Consider the following 17,515-nt stretch of genomic DNA (forward strand, 5'->3'; position numbering starts at 1 on the left):
CATGGGACTCCCCTTCGTGTGGCTTTGAGCGGCTCACGGAGGGGAGTCCCGTCGTTAGACTCCCGGAAATGTCAAACTTCGGCTGCCTCCCCGGCATAGCCGGGGGGACTCCTGGATTGGTCTAGCCCGGCGCACGCGCCATCCGCTCCCCGGCGCCGAGCGCCGCCGCGACTTCGGCGGCTACGGAACGGCCGACGGGAGAACGGCCGCCCGGAGCCGCCGCGTCCGCTCCGATCGCCGTGCGCTCAATGATGACCGTGCGCGCCGTGGTCGTGGCGGCCCGGCGCGGCGTCGGCGCCGGACGGAAACGGCAGGGTCATGAGGATCCGCGCTCCCCCGAGGTCGACGTCGACCGTCACGTCGTCGTCGTCCGCACGCCGGCTCTCACCGGTGACGACGAGGCCTCCCCGTTCGGGCGCCGGGGTCAGGCGACCCTCGCGCGCACGGCCGGCGCGATCACGGATCCGCGCGCTGCCGGACGCTGCGGCGACGTCGAGCGGCTGCATGAAGGCGTCGAGCAGATACACGCGCACCTCGCCGCCGACGCGGCCCACGAGCTCGACGTGGCGGTCGCCGGACATGCCGATCACGCCGCCGTGCGGCGCCAGATCGTGGTCGTGGGCGCGCCACACCTCCTCGACCGCGATCGAGCGCAATCCCGCCTCCTCGCCGACCCGACCCGCGACGCGCACGCGGGCGCCGTGCTGCGCCAGCCACCGCGCGCGCTCGGCGGGCACTCCCCGACCGACCCGCAGCAGCCAGAGCTCGCCGGTCGCCTCGTCGCGGAGAAACCGCGTGGTCCCGTCCCGCGCGACGCCGGCGAGCCGCGCGCAGAGGTCGTCCGAGCCCGCGTCGCTCCGCGGCGCGCACGGATCGGGCACGACGTCGCCGGCCGCCGTCGCGCGGTCGGCCGCGTACCCGTACGCCCACGACGCCGCGACGAGCAGCGCGGCGCACGCGCTCCGTCGCAACGTACGCCCGGGTGATGGGCTCGTCATCGAGCGGCCGCCGCGGCCGCCGCGCTCTCGCATGTCGTTCATCGTGATCTCCGAAAACGGGGCATGAGACGTCCGGGCGGTCTCCTCAGCGGACGGCGATCTTTCCGGCGTCGACGTCCGCGAGGAGGTCCGCGATACGTTGCTTCAGCAGTCGGATCTCCTTCGTGGTGAGACCGAGCTGGATCCTGTCGGGGGCGATGCGGACGCCCTTCGCCGGATCGATGGGGGCGGTACCGCGGGCGAGCCGGAAGATGCCGCTCGCGTCCCTGTTCATGTCGAACAACGCCGCGAGCCGGTCCACCTCCTCCGTCGGCAGCGCGCGCAGGCGCGCGATCGGATCGGCGCGGAGCCAGGGCACGCGGATCTCGTTCCAGTTGGGAACGAAGAAGTTCCACGGGAACCCTTCGAACGAGATGCCGTTGTCGATGGCGAAAATGCGGGGGTCGTTCGGATCCGTGGAGATGAGGAAGTTGCCTTCCCGACCGTCACGATGGTCGATGAGGTACGTGACGAGGTTCAGGTCGGCGAGATGCCGGGCGAGATGCGGATTCTCCTCGACGCGCCGCGCGATGTCCTCGTCGAGATCGTCCACGACCTCCACGTCGTTCATCCAGACCGCGAACAGTCCGAGGACACACGACGTCCTCGGGACGCTCGGGGTCGCCTTCGCGTCGGCGACGCCGTACACGTCGAGCGGGATGCAGCGAGGCACCGGCGTCGGCACGACGTAGTCCTCCTCGTCGAAGAGCCAGCGCTGGATCACGTAGGCCGCCAGCTCCTTGCGGGGCGAGTTGTTCCAGCCGTCGAGCGTCTTGTCCGGGAAGCGCTTCCACTTCACCTTCAACGTCTGTCCGTCCGCGAACCGCACGATGAACCGGGCCGCACCGGTCACACCCGCGCCCGCGCTCTTCACCTCGGTGATCTCGAAGTCGTCGAAGGCGAGCTTCAAGTCGAGCACCGATGGCGCCATCGGCCAGTTCCGCGGCAACGGCTTTCCGACCTGCTCCGGAGGTCCGAAGAGATACTGCGCCGCGCGATGGGTGAGCTGCGCGATCAGCTCGCCGCGGTAGGCGGGTGTCGCCTCGGTGAAGACGGCGAGCGCGAACTGGTGCCCGTCGGGAGCGCGCACGATGCCGGCGTCGGCGTAGTCCGGACCCCAGGTGCCGCTCTTCGCGTACACCTCGAGGCCCGGGATGCGCGCCGCGCCGCCGGCGATGCGACGCGCCAGGTGCGGCTGCTGCTTCGGGTCGCGCTTCATCCGGCGGCGGACGGTGGCGGAGTCCCCGGGCGTGAGCGCGCGATCGGTCGCGAGCAGCCCGAGCAGCTTCGCCGTGCCGATCGCGCTCATGGCCTGGCGGTTCGGGTACTCGCCGTCGTCGCTCACGAGGCCGCCGGTGAGGGTGCGATCGCGCAAGAACTGACGATCGCGGCCGGCGAGATCGCCGCCGCCGTCGTAGGTGGGATTCACGCAATGGAGGTCGTCGATGCCGAGATCCTGGAGCCAGCGTTTCACGACCTGCCGGCGCTCGCGGTACGCACGGTACTCGTGCGGCGGCAACTCCGGTCCGGGCGTGGTCTCCGTGAGTCGTGCGAACACCTTCTGCGTCGCCTGATTGCTGCTCTCGCGGATCATCGCCTCGAGCTGCTCGTCGAGCGCGGGGTCGATGGTGAGCCGCCCTTCTTCCCGCCAGCGGTAGGCCGCCATCAGGTACACGAACTTGACGACGCTCGCCGGGTAGATCGGTCGATCGCCTCCGACGTGCGCGAGACGGGGCGGCCCGTCCGTCGGAATATCGAGCAGCGCGACGCCGATCGTGGCGCGCCGCAGCGACGGATCGGATCCGGCGAGGGTCGCCATCGTGCGATCCAGGAACGTCTGCAGCTCGGGCGCGGGACGGGTCGTCGCGAGCCAGGCTCGCGCCGCCATCGCGGCGGGCGGCCCGGTCGCGGCCGCGGCGAGGCCGCTCATCGACCCGAGGAGCAGCGCGGCAAGTGCCGATCGCGTGATCGCACGCATGTGCCCCGGCACCATAGCGGGAACCCGAGGCAGCGTCAGCGCCCGACGACACGCCCGACGAGGTTTCTCACCCGCGGGATTTCCGGTACAACCCGCGCCTTTCGACGGAGGGGGCACAGATGGAACGATGGCAACGTGGGCTCGCGGCGACGGTGCTGTTGTCGGCGGCGCTCGGCCTGACGGCTCCGGGGGAGACGTTCGAGGCGCCGACGCTCTCGCCGGCTCAAGAAAAGACCTTGAAGCAGAACTTCGCGCTCTGCCTGAGCAAGCTGAAGGGTCCCTACACGGAGAATTTCTGCCTCTGCCGCGACGGCGAGAAGCGCGCCGTACAGGCGCCGAACGGCGCCGTCCGCATCCCGTGCCCGAACCCGATCTTCTGCGCCGCGTACCGCGCGCCCTGGGCTGAAGCGCTCGCCAAGGAGCGCATGTACATCGCGAACATCTTCTCGCGCGACGCGAACCTCTGGTCGACCTTCCCGAACCACCACGACCTCGTGCGCGGCTACGTCCTCGAGAAGTATTTCATCGAGACGCACCCCAACCACAAGCTCGCGCAGATGAAGCAGTACCGCGGGCTCTCGAGCGCCGAGGAGGAGATTCCGGCGGCGCTGGCGTTCTTCGAGAAGTACCTCGGCTCCGACGAGTTCGACGGCAACCGTCACTACGTCCTCGCCTACGAGCTGCAACGCCGCTACTTCGCGCGCGACGACGTCGGCCAGGTGCAGAAGGTGCGCAACCTGGCGGTGCGGATCGAGCAAGCGCGCGCCGATTTCAAGCCGCTGAAGGACGCCGTCCACAACCAGGTGTCGGCGGGGTTGATCCCGGGCCTCGCCGCGTACCGCGCGAAGCTTCCCGCGGGGGCCACGCGCGACCAGCTCGACGACCTCATCCGCGAGATCCAGAAGCTGACCGTTCTCGACGAAAGCGCCCTCGCGCCGCAGGTGCAGGGGATCGCCGACCAAAAGACGCGCGACGAGTTGGCGGCGCTCCTGCCGAACACCGCGGCGGCGCCGGTCGACGCGGTGGTCGCGCTCGGCAAGATGATGGCGGCGGCGCGGCGCGCCGTCGCCGCTCGCGCCGTGCCGCCCGCCGACATGCGCCGCCTCGTCGATCTCGCGATCACCGCCGCGCAGGTCCTCCAGCACCGCGGCAGCTCGCTCCTCGCCACCGCGGGCACGACCGCGCAGCAGCACGTGGCGATGCTCGGCGCGCTCACCGAGGCCGCCTACGGCACCGGGCTGCTGAACGCGCGCGAGCGCGACGCGGCGGGCGCCGCCGTCCGCGACCTCGGGGCGCACGCCTCCCCGGACCGCACCGAGTTCGCACGCCGGCTCCGCGAGGCCAAGCGGGTCGTCGAGTGGGCCCAGGGCAACGCCGAGCTCGGCTTCGCCGAGGTGATGGCGCCCTGGACCTTCCTCCTCCCCGACACCGCCGGCATCCGCGACGACGTGCTGCGCGGCTCGCCGCTCATCCTCTACGCCGAGGTCGCGAGCCGGCTCGACGACTTCGTCGCCGGCGGCGACCGCCCGAAGCACCGCTTCTTCGGCGCCACGGTCGAGAGCGACGTGCGAGCGCTCAACCCGGGCCTCGCCTACGGACGGCTGCGGGTCGGCCCGAAGGACCACGGCTACACGCGCGACGAGATCGTCGCGCTCACGGAGACGCCCGCCGACCTCGACCCCGCGGCCGGCATCCTCACCCAGGGCGAAGGCAACGTGCTCTCGCACGTCCAGCTCCTCGCGCGCGCGCTCGGCATTCCGAACATCGTCCTCGGCCCCAAGGCCTTCGATCGCCTCCGCATGCACGACGGCAAAGCCGTGGTGCTGATCGCGACCCCGGGCGGCCGCGTCGTCATCGAGGAGGCGACGAGCCTGTCGCCCGAGATCCGCGAGGCGTACGCCGAGTACACGCGCAACGAGACGCGCACGGCGGCGGGAACGCTCGGCGGCGGCGCCAAGCGCCTCCACATCGACCGCGCCAAGATCGACCTCGGACCGAAGCTGCCGATCGACCTGCGGAACGTACGGCGCAAGGACTCGGGTGTCTTCTGCGGCCCGAAGGCGGCGTTCCTCGGTGAGCTGAAATCGCTCTTCCCGGACCACGTGGCGCGCGGGATCGTGGTGCCGTTCGGCGCGTACCACGCGCACTACTCGCGGGCGACGGTCGTCGTTCCCGACGCGCTGCGCGGTCGGAGCGTCGCGACGCCGGGCGAGCCGCTCCCGGCGTTCGTCGAGCGCACCTACCGGACGTTCTTTGACGAGCTCGCGCCGTCGGGAAAGAGCGAGCGCGAGCTCTCGGAGTGGATCGAGCCGCGCCTCGAGGTGATCCGCTCCACCATCCGCGCCACGCCGCTCGACCCGGCGCTCCGCCAGGCGATCCGCGACGGGCTCGCGAAGAACGGCCTGCTGCGCGGCGGCGACGACACGGTCGGCTGCTTCGTGCGGAGCGACACCAACGTCGAGGACCTCGACAACTTCAACGGCGCCGGGCTGAACCTCACGGTCTTCAACCGGCGCACGCTCGACGACATCTACGCCGGTCTCACCGAGGTGTGGGCGTCGCCGTTCCAGTTCCGCTCGTTCTCGTGGCGGCAGACCCTCATCGACGACCCGATCTGGGTGCTCTCGTCGGTCGTCATCCTCGAGTCGGTGCCGTCGGAGAAGTCGGGCGTGCTCGTCACCGCCGACGTGAACGGCGGCGAGCCCGGGAAGATGCTGGTCGCGACGTCGGAAGGCGTCGGCGGCGCGGTCGACGGGACGTCGGCGGAGACGCTCCTCTGGTCGCCCCACGGCGTCGAGCTCCTCACCCTCTTCAAGTCGCCGTGGCGGAACGCGCTCGACGTCGACGGCGGCAGCAAGATCGTCCCCTCGACCGGACGCGACACCGTCCTCGAGCCGGCCGAGCTCGAGCAACTCGTCGCGGCCGGCAAGAAGATCACCGACGAGTTCACGCCGGTTCGGAACGCCGCCGGGAAGCCGAAGCCCTGGGACATAGAGTTCGGATTCACCAACGGCAAGCTCTGGCTCTTCCAGTGCCGTCCGTTCCTCGGCAACGACGAGCTCAAGAACATCCCGGCCCTGGCGGCGCTCGACAGCCCGCCGAGCGGCGCCCGCACGGCCAAGCTCTCGCTCGCGCAGGTCCTGAGATGAGGGGGCGCGCGCGGCCGACCGCGGTGCGGATCGGCGTGTGGACGCGGAGCCTCGTCGCGATCGCAACCGTCGCGGCCGGGCTCGCGGCGCCGCTACGCGCGCACGCAGCACTCGCGGCGGGCGACACCACCTGGGACGGCAGCGAGCCCCCGACCGGCATCTATTTCCATTGGTACGAGCCGTCGTTCTACGCCGGCTTCGCGCCCCGGACACAAGACCCGAGCCGGGTCCACATCGAGCTCGCACGCGGCAATCAGGTGCGGGTGACGGTCGTCCTCGGCGACGCCGAGCTCGCCGCCTACCTCGGCGACCTGCAGGAGCGCCGCGCGGTCGTCCAGGAGCTCGTGGACCGGAAGATCCTCACCCTCAGCACGAACCGCGAGTGGGAGCGCTTCACGAAGGCGCTCGACGACGCCGGCGTCGGGGCGGCGCTCGGCGCCCGCGCGAGCACGAGCCCCGAAGCGTGGCGCGCGAAGAGCCTCGCGGTGATGAAGACGTTGAATCCCGAGCGCGTGTTCTCGATCACGATGCCGCTCGCCGGGGTCGCGGCGCGCTGGCGGCCCGTGGTCGCCGCCATCGACGGCACGGACCCGGCGCAGCGCCTCGACGCCGCAAACGCCGTCCTCCCCGGCCGGATCGTGCTCGAGCAGCTGCCGCCGCCGGTGGACAGCGCGCTCGGCCGCTGCATCGACCCGGCGCGCGGCGGCAAGGACCTCGTCCCCGCCTTCGAGCTCTGCGTGAAGAACTTCGTCGAGCTCGCGAGCGGATCCCATTACCGCGTGCCGAACGATGCCGTCGTCGCCGACGAGTTCACGGCGATCTATCCCGCCGGCACGGTCGAGGGAACGACGACCTACAAGGGCGAGAAGCTCCCCGACTTCGGCGTGACCGGCGTCTGGCCGCTCATCCGCCGCACGCACGGCCGCGGCATCCTCGGCATGGTCGACTACCTCTCGCCGAATCCGGGCTACGGCTACATCGTGATGCTGCCCTACCAATACGCGGGCGGAATCACCTACAACGCGTTCCACAACGCCGGCGTGCGCTGCCAGCTGAACAGCACGCCCTTCCTGCCGAGCGCCTGGCGCAAGGTCGCGGGCGAGCGCAGCGGCAAGCCGTACGAGAACCTGTGGATCGTCGGCCGCGGCCCGACGTCGCACGGCTGCACGCGCCTGCCGTCGGGGCACATGAGCGAGCTCCGCCAGATCGTCCCGTCGGAATCGGACACGCTCCTGCGGGTGCAGACCCACCGCAACCTGCCGGGCTGCTACGACGCGTTCGACATCGACGGCGACGGCGCGCCCGAAGTGATGGGCGTGCAGTACTACCTCGCGTACCGCAGCAACGAGCACACGCCGGTGAAGGCGTGGGTGAGCAACCGGCGCGAGCCCTTCTACCGCTGGCTCTACGGCGACAACGTGGTGCTCGGCGCCGTCGGCGCGACGCGCCTGAAGGACGTACCGGTCTGCCGCTTCGTCGGCAGGAAGGCGTCGGAGCGCACGGTACTCCACGACCTGCCGCTCCACGAGGCTCCATACCAGCCGGAGCAGATCCAGTTCTTCCGCGCCAAGGTCGCGCCCGAGAGCACGCCGGGATTCGAGCTGAACCGCGAGTTGCGTAAGGTCGGCGCCGGGCACACGCTCGACCGCTCGCGTCTGCTGCTCCAGTAACGACCCGCCGCCGAAGGAGGATCCATGCGAACGACGACGAGCATCGTGACGGCGCTGGCCCTGCTTTCCGCGGCGGTCGGCGCGGCGCCGGCCGCCGCGAAGGACTTCGCGGCGCCCGCGCTCGTCGGCGACCGCGCCGAGCCCGGCCTGATGGTCCAGGAGCCGCCCCGCTACGGCGTCTTCTACGACGCGCCCGAGCCGTCCTTCTACACGGGATTCGCGCCGCGCACGCAGGACCCCGCGAGCCTCCACGTCCACCTCGGACGCGGCAACCAGCTGCGCGTGACGGAGGTGCTCTCCGAGGCGGTCGTCCGCGAGTACGCGCGCGACCTCGCCGAGCGTCGCCGCGCCTATCGCGCGCTCGTCGACGAGGGCCGGCTGCAGCTCACCCAGAACACCGCGTTCGAGGACTTCGAGCGCCGGCTCGACGCGGTCGGCCTCGAACGCATGACGCGCGAGGAAGCGACGCTCGCGCCCGACGCGCTCCGCGCCCGCAATCTCGACCTCATCGAGACGCTCAATCCCGGGCGCGTCTTCCGGATCGCGATCCCCGTGCGGAAGCTCGTCGCCGACTGGGTGCGCGAGCTCGACCGCATCGCCGCCGGCGCACGCGCCCGTCTCGACGCGGGCCGGAAGCTCGATGTCCTGAACGCCCTCCTGCCGACCCGCCTCTGGCTCGCCGAGATGCCGGCGGACGCCGCCCCGGCGCTCGACGAGCTCGTGCGCCGCGCCCCCGCGAATGCCGACGACGCGGCCGGCATCGATGCCCTCGTGCCGGCATATACGGCGCTCCTGACGCGCGTCGGCGACGACCGCTACCCGGTGCGGGACGGCGTCGTGCGCTTCGCCGAGTTCACCGCGATCTACCCGGTTGGCAGCGTCGCCGCGTACACGACGTGGCGCGGGCGGCCGATCCCGCAGTACCCGACGCCCGGACGCCGCGCCCTCACCAACCACCAGCGCTCGCTCGTCGCCGACCACATCCCGATCGACGACTCGTACAGCTGGTCGCCCTGGCTGCCGTACATGCACGTCACGCCGACCATGCACAACGCGATCCACACGCCGTGGTGGAAGATGGGCCCCGGCGACGCGAAGTTCCTACCGGCATCGTGGCAGAAGGTCACCGAGGGCAGCCGCGACGGGGCGCCTTTCAAGAAGCTCTGGCTGCTCTCGCGCGGCCCCATGTCGCACGGCTGCACCCACCTGAACACGGGCCACATCGCGGAGCTCCGCCAGATCCTCCCCGCCGACGGCGACCGCCTCTACGACGTCGACGTGTTCCTCACCCGCTCCGAGGACTACGACGTCTTCGACATCGACGGCGACCTCGTGCCCGAGGTGATGGGCGTCCGCTACTTCATCGCGTACTCGCTGACCTCCGGAAAGCCGGATCGCCTGCGGGTCAAGAACGAGCGCCGCGCCTTCTACGACTGGCTCTACGGCGGCGACCTCCAGTGGGAGGGCGACCGGGGCGTCTTCCGCGACGCGCGCGACGCGCGCTTCGTCGGGCGCGACGCGCGCGAAGGCCGGAGCTACGCGCGCGTCGCGCTGCGCGAGGCGCCCTATCAACCCGAGACCGTGCAGTTCTACCGCATGGTCGACATCCCGTTCGCGCGCGCGCTCCGCCAGGTGGGTCTGCACCAGCGCGCACCCGGAGCACTCGACGGCCGGCAGGCGTCGAACGTGCGGGTGATGCGCGTCACCGCCGAGGACGGCGCCACGCCGCACCCGCGCCGGCGCGCCCGCTGAGCGAAGCGCGCGACCGCGCCGCAGCGCGCGCGCCGGGTCGTCCGGTGCGGCGCGATCGCGCGGGCCCGCGCCGCCTACTCGCAGCGTTGCCCTCGGCGCCGCGAAGCCGCTAGCACGGCCCCGTGAGACCGGCCCCGTGACCGCCGCCGATCGCCGCCTCGTCGCGCTCCTCGGAGGCGCGATCTTCTTCGAGGGCTACGGACGCTCGCTCGTCACCGTGGCGCTCGCCTACGTCGGACGGGACCTGGGCGCATCGTCCGACGCGCTCTCCTACGCGCTCGCCGCGATCGCGCTCGGCTCGCTCGGCGTGCTCGCGCTCGGCCCGATCGCGGATCGCATCGGCCGGCGGCGGCTCCTCCTCGCGAGCACCGTGCTCTTCGCGCTCCTCGGTGCGGGAACCGCGCTCGCCGGATCGCTCGCCGGCCTCGTCGCCTGGCAGCTCGCGGCGCGCGTCTTCCAGGAGGGCGCGCTCTTCACCGCGGCCGTGCTCGCCGCCGAGGAGACGTCGCCCGCGAGCCGCGCCGCCGCGCAGGGCATGCTCGGCACCATGAACGCGCTCGGCGCGGGATTCGCGGCGCTCCTCCTCGCTGCGATCGGGGTCGTGCCGGGTGGCTGGCGCGGCCTCTGCCTGATGAGCCTGGTCCCGCTCGCGCTCGTGCCCCTGCTGCGCCGCCGCGTCCCGGAGAGCCGCCATTGGCTCGCGCATCGCGGGCCGCGGATCGCGCTGCCGCCGAGGGCCTGGCGCGGTCGCGTCGCCGCGACGCTCGTCGTGGTCGCGCTCGCGATGAGCTACGACGTCGCCGCCTTCGCCTTCGCGACCTACGTCCCCGTCGAGCGCCACGGCTGGAGCGCGGCGGAGGTGAGCACGATGTTCATCGGCGCCGGCTTGCTCGGGCTCCCGGGCTGGTCGGTCGGCGGCATGCTCGCCGACCGCCACGGACGGCGGCCGATCGGCGTCCTCTTCCTCCTCGGCCTCACGATCGCCGAGCTCGTCTTCTTCCTCGGTGGGCGCCGCGCGCTCTGGCCGGGCTTCGCGGCGATGGTTTTCTTCCAGGGGGGCAAGATGACCATCATCCGCGCCTGGGCCGCGGAGCTCTTCCCGACCAGCTTCCGCGGCGCCGCCGCGGGATGGCTCACCGCCGCGGGCGCCGTCGGCGGCATGGGCGGGCTCGCGATCGCGGGGGCGCTCGCCGCGAGCGTCGGCGGCATCCACGCCGCGCTCGCGATCGTCGCGAGCGCCGGCGTATTCGCGGCCGCCGCGGTCCTGGCATGGCTTCCCGAAACGCGCGGCATCGACCTCGGCCGACCCACGGCCGATCGGGTCGCCGAGTAGGCGCCATCTCCCGCGCCGTGCCGCAGGCGGCACAGCGCAACGCGGGTCCGGCGCCGGCGAGCACCTCGACGGTTTCGTGGCGTTCATGTCCGCGCATCCAACGCGTGCGGCGTCGGCATCGCAACCGATACCTGCTACAGATGCGCGATGGACGAGCCGCGCGGTGTCGAGGTGCCCTACACCGCCCTCTCCGAAGAAGCCCTCGGCGGGCTCATCGAAGAGTTCGTGACCCGCGCCGGCACCGACTACGGCGCCGTCGAGCGGACGCTCGCAGAGAAGGTCGCTGACGTCCGACGACAGCTCGCGCGCGGCGAGGCCGCCATCGTGTACGACCCCGAGACCGAGACGGCGAACGTCGTCGTCGACCCGCGCCGCGCCGGTGCCGCCAAGACGAGCCCCTGACCCGCGCTTCATGCGCGGCCGGTCGGAGAGCGCGAACGCGGCCTGGCGCAAGATCACAACCCCGAACACGGGCCCGAGCCGGCTCAGCCGGCGGCGAGCGTCCGCCGGCCGGCCTCGGTCAGCGTGAACGTGCCGTCGGCGAAGGCGACGAGCCCGTCGCCGACCAGGCCCTCCATGAGCTCCGAGAACGCCTGGTGCCCGGCCTGATAGAAGAGGAGGCTGTGGGTATGGAGCGCGCGGATCGGGAGCGAGCCGCCCTGCTTGGCGAGGAAGGCGAGGAGACCGCGGCGCGCGGCCGGCACGTCGGTGGCCATGGCGCCGTCTTAGCAACACCGCGCATGCCTCGCACGCGAGGTGCTCCACGCGGCCGAGGGCGGGTAGCATCCGCGCGCGGATTCTCGTAGCGTGGCCCGCCAAGGAGGGTTCCACCGCATGCGATTGTCGAAGACCTTGATCGTCGTTCCCGTGCTCGCGCTGCTCGCGATGGGCTGCGCACCGCACCGCCACGGTCGACCCGGCTGCCCCCTGGGCGCGGCGTCGGCGTGCGCCGCCGACGGGTGCGTCTACAAGAGCCGCTGCTTCTCGAACGGCGCCGTGCGCTCGAACGACGGCGTCTGCCAGTCGTGCAACGGCGGCCGCTGGGTCGAAGCGAGCGGCTGCAAGGACCATCACGGCCACGACGGCTGTTGCGGCCACCCCGGCTGTTCCGGCCCCAAGGATTGTCCGCTCCTGAAGGGCAAGAATCCTGGTCCGGGCGGGCGGGACGGCGGGCCGGGCGGTCCGCCCCCCTGCCACAAACGCTGAGACAGTCTCCTACCGACGGACGGCCGCGGTCCAAGCGCCTCCGCGCTCGGACCGCGGCCCGCACCGATCGGGCCCGATCCGCCGCTATTCGAGCGGATCCCAGGCGGTCGCGACGACGCGCGCCACGAACGTCGCTCCGCCGAGCCCGTCGGGCTTGAAGATCGCGGCCTCGGCCCAGGCGAGCTGGTCCAGCAGCGCGCACGTGAAGCCCGCGTGCCCGATGATCGCCGTGTTGGTCGCCGCGGCCGGTACGGACCCGATGAGCGCGTAGGAGGCCGCGCACCGCCCCGGCTCGTCGTGGACGAAGTACGTGACGTCGGGATCGAGCTCGATCGTCGGCCCGAAGTCCATGAGCTCGGCGGTCGTGACGTTGCGGCAGAACTCGCTGCTGATCACGCGCCCGACCGGGATGCCGAGCGCGTCGAAGGCCTGGCCGATGGTCGTCGCCTGCGTGACGCCCGTGGCGTTCAGCTGGCGCGCGGTCGCGGTGGCGCAGTTAGTATCGCAGCTCTTCCACCAGTTCGGCGACATCGTCGTCGCCGCGGTCCCGAGCGCGAGGTTGTCCTGGCAGACGTCGGCCGCGGCGTGCCGCCAATGGAGCACGTAACCGCCGGCGCGCAGCACCTGCGCGAGGGTCGGTACGAGCGTCGTCCGACTGCCCGTCGACTCGCACACACCGCCGGCGGTACAGCCGAACGCCGCGTAGTGATAGGTGCGGGGCGTGCCCGACGTCGTCGGCAGCAATTCCGAGAGCGGGTCGGACGCGCCCGACGCGGCGCCGAAGAACACGAGCGCCGCGGCGACATCGGTTGGATCGGCGGGCGCCTCGTTCAAACGGCGCAGCACGCGGACGTGGGTGTTCCCCGAGCCCGGATCGGGCGACGTCCAGGTGAGCGCGGCGTGATCGGCGTCGACGGCCACGGCCAGATCCGCCGGTGCCCCGCCGACGCTCGGCGTCGCGGTCGCGCTCACCGTCGGCGTGGCGGTCGCCGTCGGCGTGGCGGTCGCCGTCGGCGACGGCGTCGGCGACGCGGCGCCGTCGATGATGCGCCCGGCCGCATTCGCCACGAACAGATCGACGATCGCCGCGACCGCGGCCGCATCGCCGGCCGCCATGCACCCCGATCGCCTGTCCGCGCGGGCGAACGCCGCGAGGAAGCGCTCGGCGGCCTTCTCCAAGCACGCCGGCGCGGGTGGCTCCTCGCGTCGTACGCCGACCCGGCGACACGCCAGCGCGTTCGACGCCTTCTGACCCGCCACGCGGAGCTTGGCCGCCCCGCACCGCCCCGGCGATTGCGTGCCGAGAAGGGCCGTGAGCAGCTCGTCGATGGCGGCGTCGACCGCGCCCTCGTCTTCGACGAACGGGCAGCCGCCGCGCGCCTCGAGGCGTGCGAAGGCAGCGTCGAGGCGGCTGTCCGCCGATGCGTGGCACCCGGCGCGCACCGGCTTTCCCGTTTCGAGCGCTCGGGCCTGGCAGGAGACGTGCGCAGCGACGGCACGTGCCGTGGCGTCGAGCTTTCCCGCGACACATCTCTGCGCGGCGGTGGCCGCGGGGCTCGTACTCGCGGCGAAGGCTGCGACCACGAGCGCAACCACGGTCGACACGGCGACTCGAAGCGACGAGGCCATGCGTGGACTCCTAGGCATTGCGCACCGTGACCCCGCCGTCGACGACGAGGCAGGCGCCGGTGATGTACGACGCGGCCGGCAGCACGAGGGCGAGCGTCGCGTGCGCGACCTCCTCGGGATCACCGTAGCGGCCGAGGATGGTGCGACGGCGCGCGAACTCCTTCTTCGCCTCCTCGGGGATCGCGTCGGTGATGCCAGTGCGGATCGGGCCGGGGCAGATGGCGTTCACCGTGATCCCCTCGCGGCCGAGCTCGACGGCGAGCGCGCGCGTGAAGCCGATCACCCCGTGCTTCGCCGCCGTGTAGGCGCTCGCGAAGCGGGTGGCGCCGAGACCTTCGGTCGACGACACGTTGACGATGCGGGCGGCGTCCGAGCGCCGGAGGTGCGGCAACGCCGCGCGCACCGTGCGCGTGTGCGCCGTCAGCAGCACGTCGATCGACGCCGTCCAGATCTGCTCGTAGTCGGGCGCGTCGATCGCGGTGACGAGCGCGAGTCCGGCGTTGTTAACGAGGATGTCGAGGCGACCGAAGCGCGCCGCGGCCTCGTCGACGACCTGATGCACGCGGGCACCGTCGGTGACGTCCATCGCCCAGCCGTGGGCGCTGCCGCCGGCGCCGACGATCTCGCGCACCACGGCCGCGACCGCCTCCTCGGAGCGGTCGGTGACGGCGACGTGAGCGCCCTCGTCGGCGAAGAGGTGAGCCGTCGCGCGGCCCATACCGCTCGCGGCGCCCGTGACGAGCGCCGCGCGCCCGGCGATCGAGCGGCTGAGGGTGGTCAGACGGGGCATGCGCGCTCCTCTCGGCGGCGTTCAGCGGATCGTGTGCGACGCGTGCGTGTAGGTGAAGGCCCACGCCTCGACCGTCTGGCCTTCCGTCTCCACCGTCACCGCGATCCGACGGAAGAGGAACGGCACGTTCTCGTATTCGTCGACGTGGTCGAGCGCCGCGCGGAAGCGCGACGGTTCGATCCACACGATCTCGCCGGCGAGCCAGCCCTCGTCCGGACCGAACACCGCGCCCGGATACGGCGCCTTGAGGTCGAGCAGACGACCCCGCGTCCGCGCCGGCGCCCGCCGCACCACGTCGGCCGCGATCACGTGCGCCCCCGACTCCCCCTTGCGGAGGCTGCCGTAGAGAAAGAGCGGCAGCTCGCGATTGCGGTGGTCGTCAGTGGGGTCGGTCATGGGTACGAGCGAGGACGCACAGATGCTCCGCCATGGCCTGCGCGAGATCGAGCGGCAGCACCGCGAAGGCCGGCTGGGCGGTAACGAGAGCCTGGAGCTGCGGAACGCCGACCGTCTTGCGTCCGGCTCCCCGCAACCACGCCAGCTCGATGGCAACGATCGAAGGAACCCAGCACGTCGACGCGTCCACGATCCGCCAGCACCTCGGGATCCATTCGCACCGTCATGATCGTGGACGCACTCATGTATTCGCTCGTAATACACCGGCCTCGAGGCGACAAGGATGGACTGTGCCGAATACCGGGATTACGACCCGCCGAGCGCCGCAGCCACGATACGCTGCGCCTCGGCGACGATCGCTTCCAGGTGGCACGCGTCGCGAAAGCTCTCGGCGTAGATCTTGTAGATGTCCTCGGTGCCCGAGGGGCGGGCGGCGAACCAGCCGTGCTCGGCGACCACCTTGAGGCCGCCGATCGCGGCATCGTTGCCGGGCGCCTTCGTGAGCTTGGCGACGATGGGCTCCCCGGCGAGGGTGGCGGCGGTGACGGCGGCGGGCTCGAGCTTCCCGAGGCGCGCCTTCTCGGCGGGCGTCGCGGGGGCATCGATGCGGGTCGAGCGCGGCGTGCCGAGCTCGCGCGTGAGCTCGGCGAAGTGCTCGCCCGGATCGCGGCCGGTGCGGGCCGTGATCTCGGCGGCGAGGAGGCTCGGGACGATGCCGTCCTTGTCGGTCGTCCAGACGCTCCCGTCCATGCGGAGGAACGACGCGCCGGCGCTCTCCTCGCCCCCGAAGCCGATCGTGCCGCCGACGAGGCCGTCGACGAACCACTTGAAGCCGACCGGGACCTCGACGAGCGTCCGGCCGAGCCGGGCGGCGACGCGATCGATCAGGCTGCTGCTGACGACGGTCTTCCCGATCGCGGCGGCCGCGGGCCACGCGGCGCGGTTGGCGAAGAGATACGCGATCGCGACGGCCAGGTACTGGTTCGGCTCCAACAGGCCGCGGCTCCTGGTGACGATGCCGTGGCGGTCGGCGTCGGCATCGCAGGCGCACGCCACGTCGAAGCGATCCTTCAGACCGACCATGCGCGCCATGACGTGCGGCGACGACGGGTCCATGCGGATCTGGCCGTCCCAATCGACCGACATGAAGCGGAAGGTCGCGTCGATCACGTCGTTCACGACCTCGAGGTTCAAGCCATGGCGCTCGCCGATCGCCTGCCAGAACGCGAGGCTCGCGCCCCCGAGCGGATCGACGCCGACGTGCACGCGCGCGTCGCGGATCGCCCCGAGATCGACGACCGAGGGGAGGTCGCCGACGTACGCGCTCAGGTAGTCGTGGCGATGGGTGGTCGAGGCGGCGCGGGCGCGCGCGAAGTGGGTCCGCAGCACGCCCTGGAGATCGTCGGCGATGAAGGCGTTCGCCTGGCGCTCGATCCATCCGGTCGCCGCACTGTCCGCCGGGCCGCCGTGCGGCGGGTTGTACTTGAAGCCGCCCGAGCGCGGCGGGTTGTGCGACGGGGTCACCACGATGCCGTCAGCGAGGCCCGTCTTCCGCCCGCGATTGTAGGTGAGGATCGCGTGCGAGACGACGGGCGTCGGCACGTAACCGCCGTGCGCATCGACCATCGTCTCGACGCGGTTCGCCGCCAGCACCTCGAGCGCGCTCGCGAAGGCCGGCTCCGAGAGCGCGTGGCTGTCGATTCCGATGAAGAGCGGGCCGTCGGTGCCCTGCTCCTTGCGGTACCGGCAGATGGCCTGGGTGATGGCGACGATGTGGGCCTCGTTGAAGGACGCGTCGAGCGAGGAGCCGCGATGCCCCGAGGTGCCGAACGCGACCCGCTGGGTCGCGACCGAAGGATCGGGCCGCTCGGTGTAGTAGGCGGTCACGAGCTTCGGGAGGTCGACGAGGATCGAGGCGGGAGCCGGCTTGCCGGCGAGCGGGCTGATGGGCATGCGGACCTTCCTAGCGTATCGCCCTACCGTCGGCACGCTGATACCGCGCGACGCGGCCGAGCGATGTCGGCCGGCCGCGCGGCGTCATGGGCGCTTTCGCGAGGATGACGTGGGCTTTCCCACCCGTGCGAAGCGCGGGAGGCGGCGCGGCGGGAAACACGCGCGAATCCGGTCGACCGGCGCAGGCACGCGGGATGCTGGCTCCGGGGGCACGGAGGTATCCACAATGATTCGTCTCGTACTGCTCACGGTCGGATTGGCGGCGCTGACGCTGGCCGTCCCCGCCTACGCGACCGAAGTCGCGACCGCTCCGATGCTCGGCACCGAGCTTTCCTCGGGCCGGGTGCGCTGCCTCGCGGTCAACATGGACACGAAGCCGAAGCTGCTCACGCGCATGGAGATGGTGAACGCGGGCGGGACCGTGATAACGAGCGTCGCGGCCCCCGTGCTCGTCCCGCCGGGACAGATGCACCTGAGCGCGTTCGCGGATCTCAGCTCCGCGAGCCCGGCGTACTGCCGCTTCGCCTTCCAGGGGAAGTTCCGCGCGTCCTTGATGTACTGGAACGGCACGGCGCTGGAGATCGTGCCCGCGACGAAGTGAGCGTCGGCATCGCGCGCGAGC

Annotated in this window: 15 protein-coding genes; 7 read left to right on the forward strand and 8 right to left on the reverse strand. The window is 71.9% G+C overall.

Annotation, left to right across the window (positions count from 1 at the left end; all coding sequences use genetic code 11):
• Positions 1-245: 245 nt before the first annotated feature.
• Together IT293_10915 and IT293_10920 are read right to left on the reverse strand one after the other, a co-directional pair.
• Positions 246-1,040, reverse strand: coding sequence for a hypothetical protein (locus tag IT293_10915; protein ID MCC6765164.1), 795 nt, complete (start codon positions 1,038-1,040; stop codon positions 246-248).
• Positions 1,041-1,083: 43 nt separating this feature from the next.
• Positions 1,084-3,015 carry a serine hydrolase gene (locus IT293_10920; protein MCC6765165.1) on the reverse strand — a complete coding sequence of 644 codons (1,932 nt, stop codon included), beginning with the start codon at positions 3,013-3,015 and terminating at the stop codon, positions 1,084-1,086.
• A 119-nt stretch (positions 3,016-3,134) separates the two neighbouring features.
• Here IT293_10920 and IT293_10925 point away from each other — a divergent pair, with 119 nt between their 5' ends.
• The 5 genes from IT293_10925 (at position 3,135) to IT293_10945 (ending at position 11,321) form a co-directional block, all read left to right on the forward strand.
• Positions 3,135-6,164 (forward strand): hypothetical protein, encoded by a 3,030-nt coding sequence (locus IT293_10925; GenBank protein ID MCC6765166.1) that lies wholly within the window; start codon positions 3,135-3,137, stop codon positions 6,162-6,164.
• Positions 6,161-7,834 (forward strand): hypothetical protein, encoded by a 1,674-nt coding sequence (locus IT293_10930; GenBank protein ID MCC6765167.1) that lies wholly within the window; start codon positions 6,161-6,163, stop codon positions 7,832-7,834. Before IT293_10925 ends, IT293_10930 begins: the two co-directional genes overlap by 4 nt.
• 24 nt (positions 7,835-7,858) lie before the next feature.
• Positions 7,859-9,586 carry a hypothetical protein gene (locus IT293_10935; protein ID MCC6765168.1) on the forward strand — a complete coding sequence of 576 codons (1,728 nt, stop codon included), beginning with the start codon at positions 7,859-7,861 and terminating at the stop codon, positions 9,584-9,586.
• Between the two features lie 136 nt (positions 9,587-9,722).
• Entirely contained in the window at positions 9,723-10,919 is a 1,197-nt protein-coding gene (locus IT293_10940) for an MFS transporter (protein ID MCC6765169.1), read from the forward strand.
• 147 nt (positions 10,920-11,066) lie between these two features.
• A complete protein-coding gene (locus IT293_10945; GenBank protein ID MCC6765170.1) occupies positions 11,067-11,321 on the forward strand; it encodes a YheU family protein in 255 nt (84 codons plus the stop codon).
• An 83-nt stretch (positions 11,322-11,404) separates the two neighbouring features.
• On the opposite strand, the gene IT293_10950 is transcribed toward IT293_10945, so the two are convergent.
• Positions 11,405-11,635, reverse strand: a complete 231-nt coding sequence (locus tag IT293_10950) for a hypothetical protein (GenBank protein MCC6765171.1) — start codon at positions 11,633-11,635, stop codon at positions 11,405-11,407.
• 118 nt (positions 11,636-11,753) lie between these two features.
• Here IT293_10950 and IT293_10955 point away from each other — a divergent pair, with 118 nt between their 5' ends.
• Positions 11,754-12,125, forward strand: coding sequence for a hypothetical protein (locus tag IT293_10955; GenBank protein MCC6765172.1), 372 nt, complete (start codon positions 11,754-11,756; stop codon positions 12,123-12,125).
• 84 nt (positions 12,126-12,209) lie between these two features.
• On the opposite strand, the gene IT293_10960 is transcribed toward IT293_10955, so the two are convergent.
• From IT293_10960 to IT293_10980, 5 genes are all read right to left on the reverse strand, one after another.
• On the reverse strand, positions 12,210-13,754 hold the full coding sequence (locus tag IT293_10960; protein ID MCC6765173.1) for a hypothetical protein: 1,545 nt from the start codon (positions 13,752-13,754) through the stop codon (positions 12,210-12,212).
• Between the two features lie 10 nt (positions 13,755-13,764).
• Positions 13,765-14,544: an SDR family oxidoreductase gene (locus IT293_10965; GenBank protein MCC6765174.1), complete on the reverse strand. Its 780-nt coding sequence runs from the start codon at positions 14,542-14,544 to the stop codon at positions 13,765-13,767.
• Between the two features lie 21 nt (positions 14,545-14,565).
• The gene (locus IT293_10970) at positions 14,566-14,940 is read right to left on the reverse strand and encodes a gamma-glutamylcyclotransferase (protein ID MCC6765175.1); all 375 of its coding nucleotides are present in this window, start codon (positions 14,938-14,940) and stop codon (positions 14,566-14,568) included.
• Positions 14,924-15,130 carry a hypothetical protein gene (locus IT293_10975; GenBank protein ID MCC6765176.1) on the reverse strand — a complete coding sequence of 69 codons (207 nt, stop codon included), beginning with the start codon at positions 15,128-15,130 and terminating at the stop codon, positions 14,924-14,926. The genes IT293_10970 and IT293_10975 overlap by 17 nt, the downstream gene beginning before the upstream one ends.
• Before the next feature lie 116 nt (positions 15,131-15,246).
• A complete protein-coding gene (locus IT293_10980; protein ID MCC6765177.1) occupies positions 15,247-16,893 on the reverse strand; it encodes an alpha-D-glucose phosphate-specific phosphoglucomutase in 1,647 nt (548 codons plus the stop codon).
• A gap of 226 nt (positions 16,894-17,119) precedes the next feature.
• On the opposite strand from IT293_10980, the gene IT293_10985 reads away from it, so the two are divergent.
• Positions 17,120-17,494: a hypothetical protein gene (locus IT293_10985; protein ID MCC6765178.1), complete on the forward strand. Its 375-nt coding sequence runs from the start codon at positions 17,120-17,122 to the stop codon at positions 17,492-17,494.
• The last annotated feature ends 21 nt before the right edge of the window (positions 17,495-17,515 follow it).

The organism is Deltaproteobacteria bacterium, assembly GCA_020848745.1.
Classification (GTDB): domain Bacteria; phylum Desulfobacterota; class Binatia; order UTPRO1; family UTPRO1; genus UTPRO1.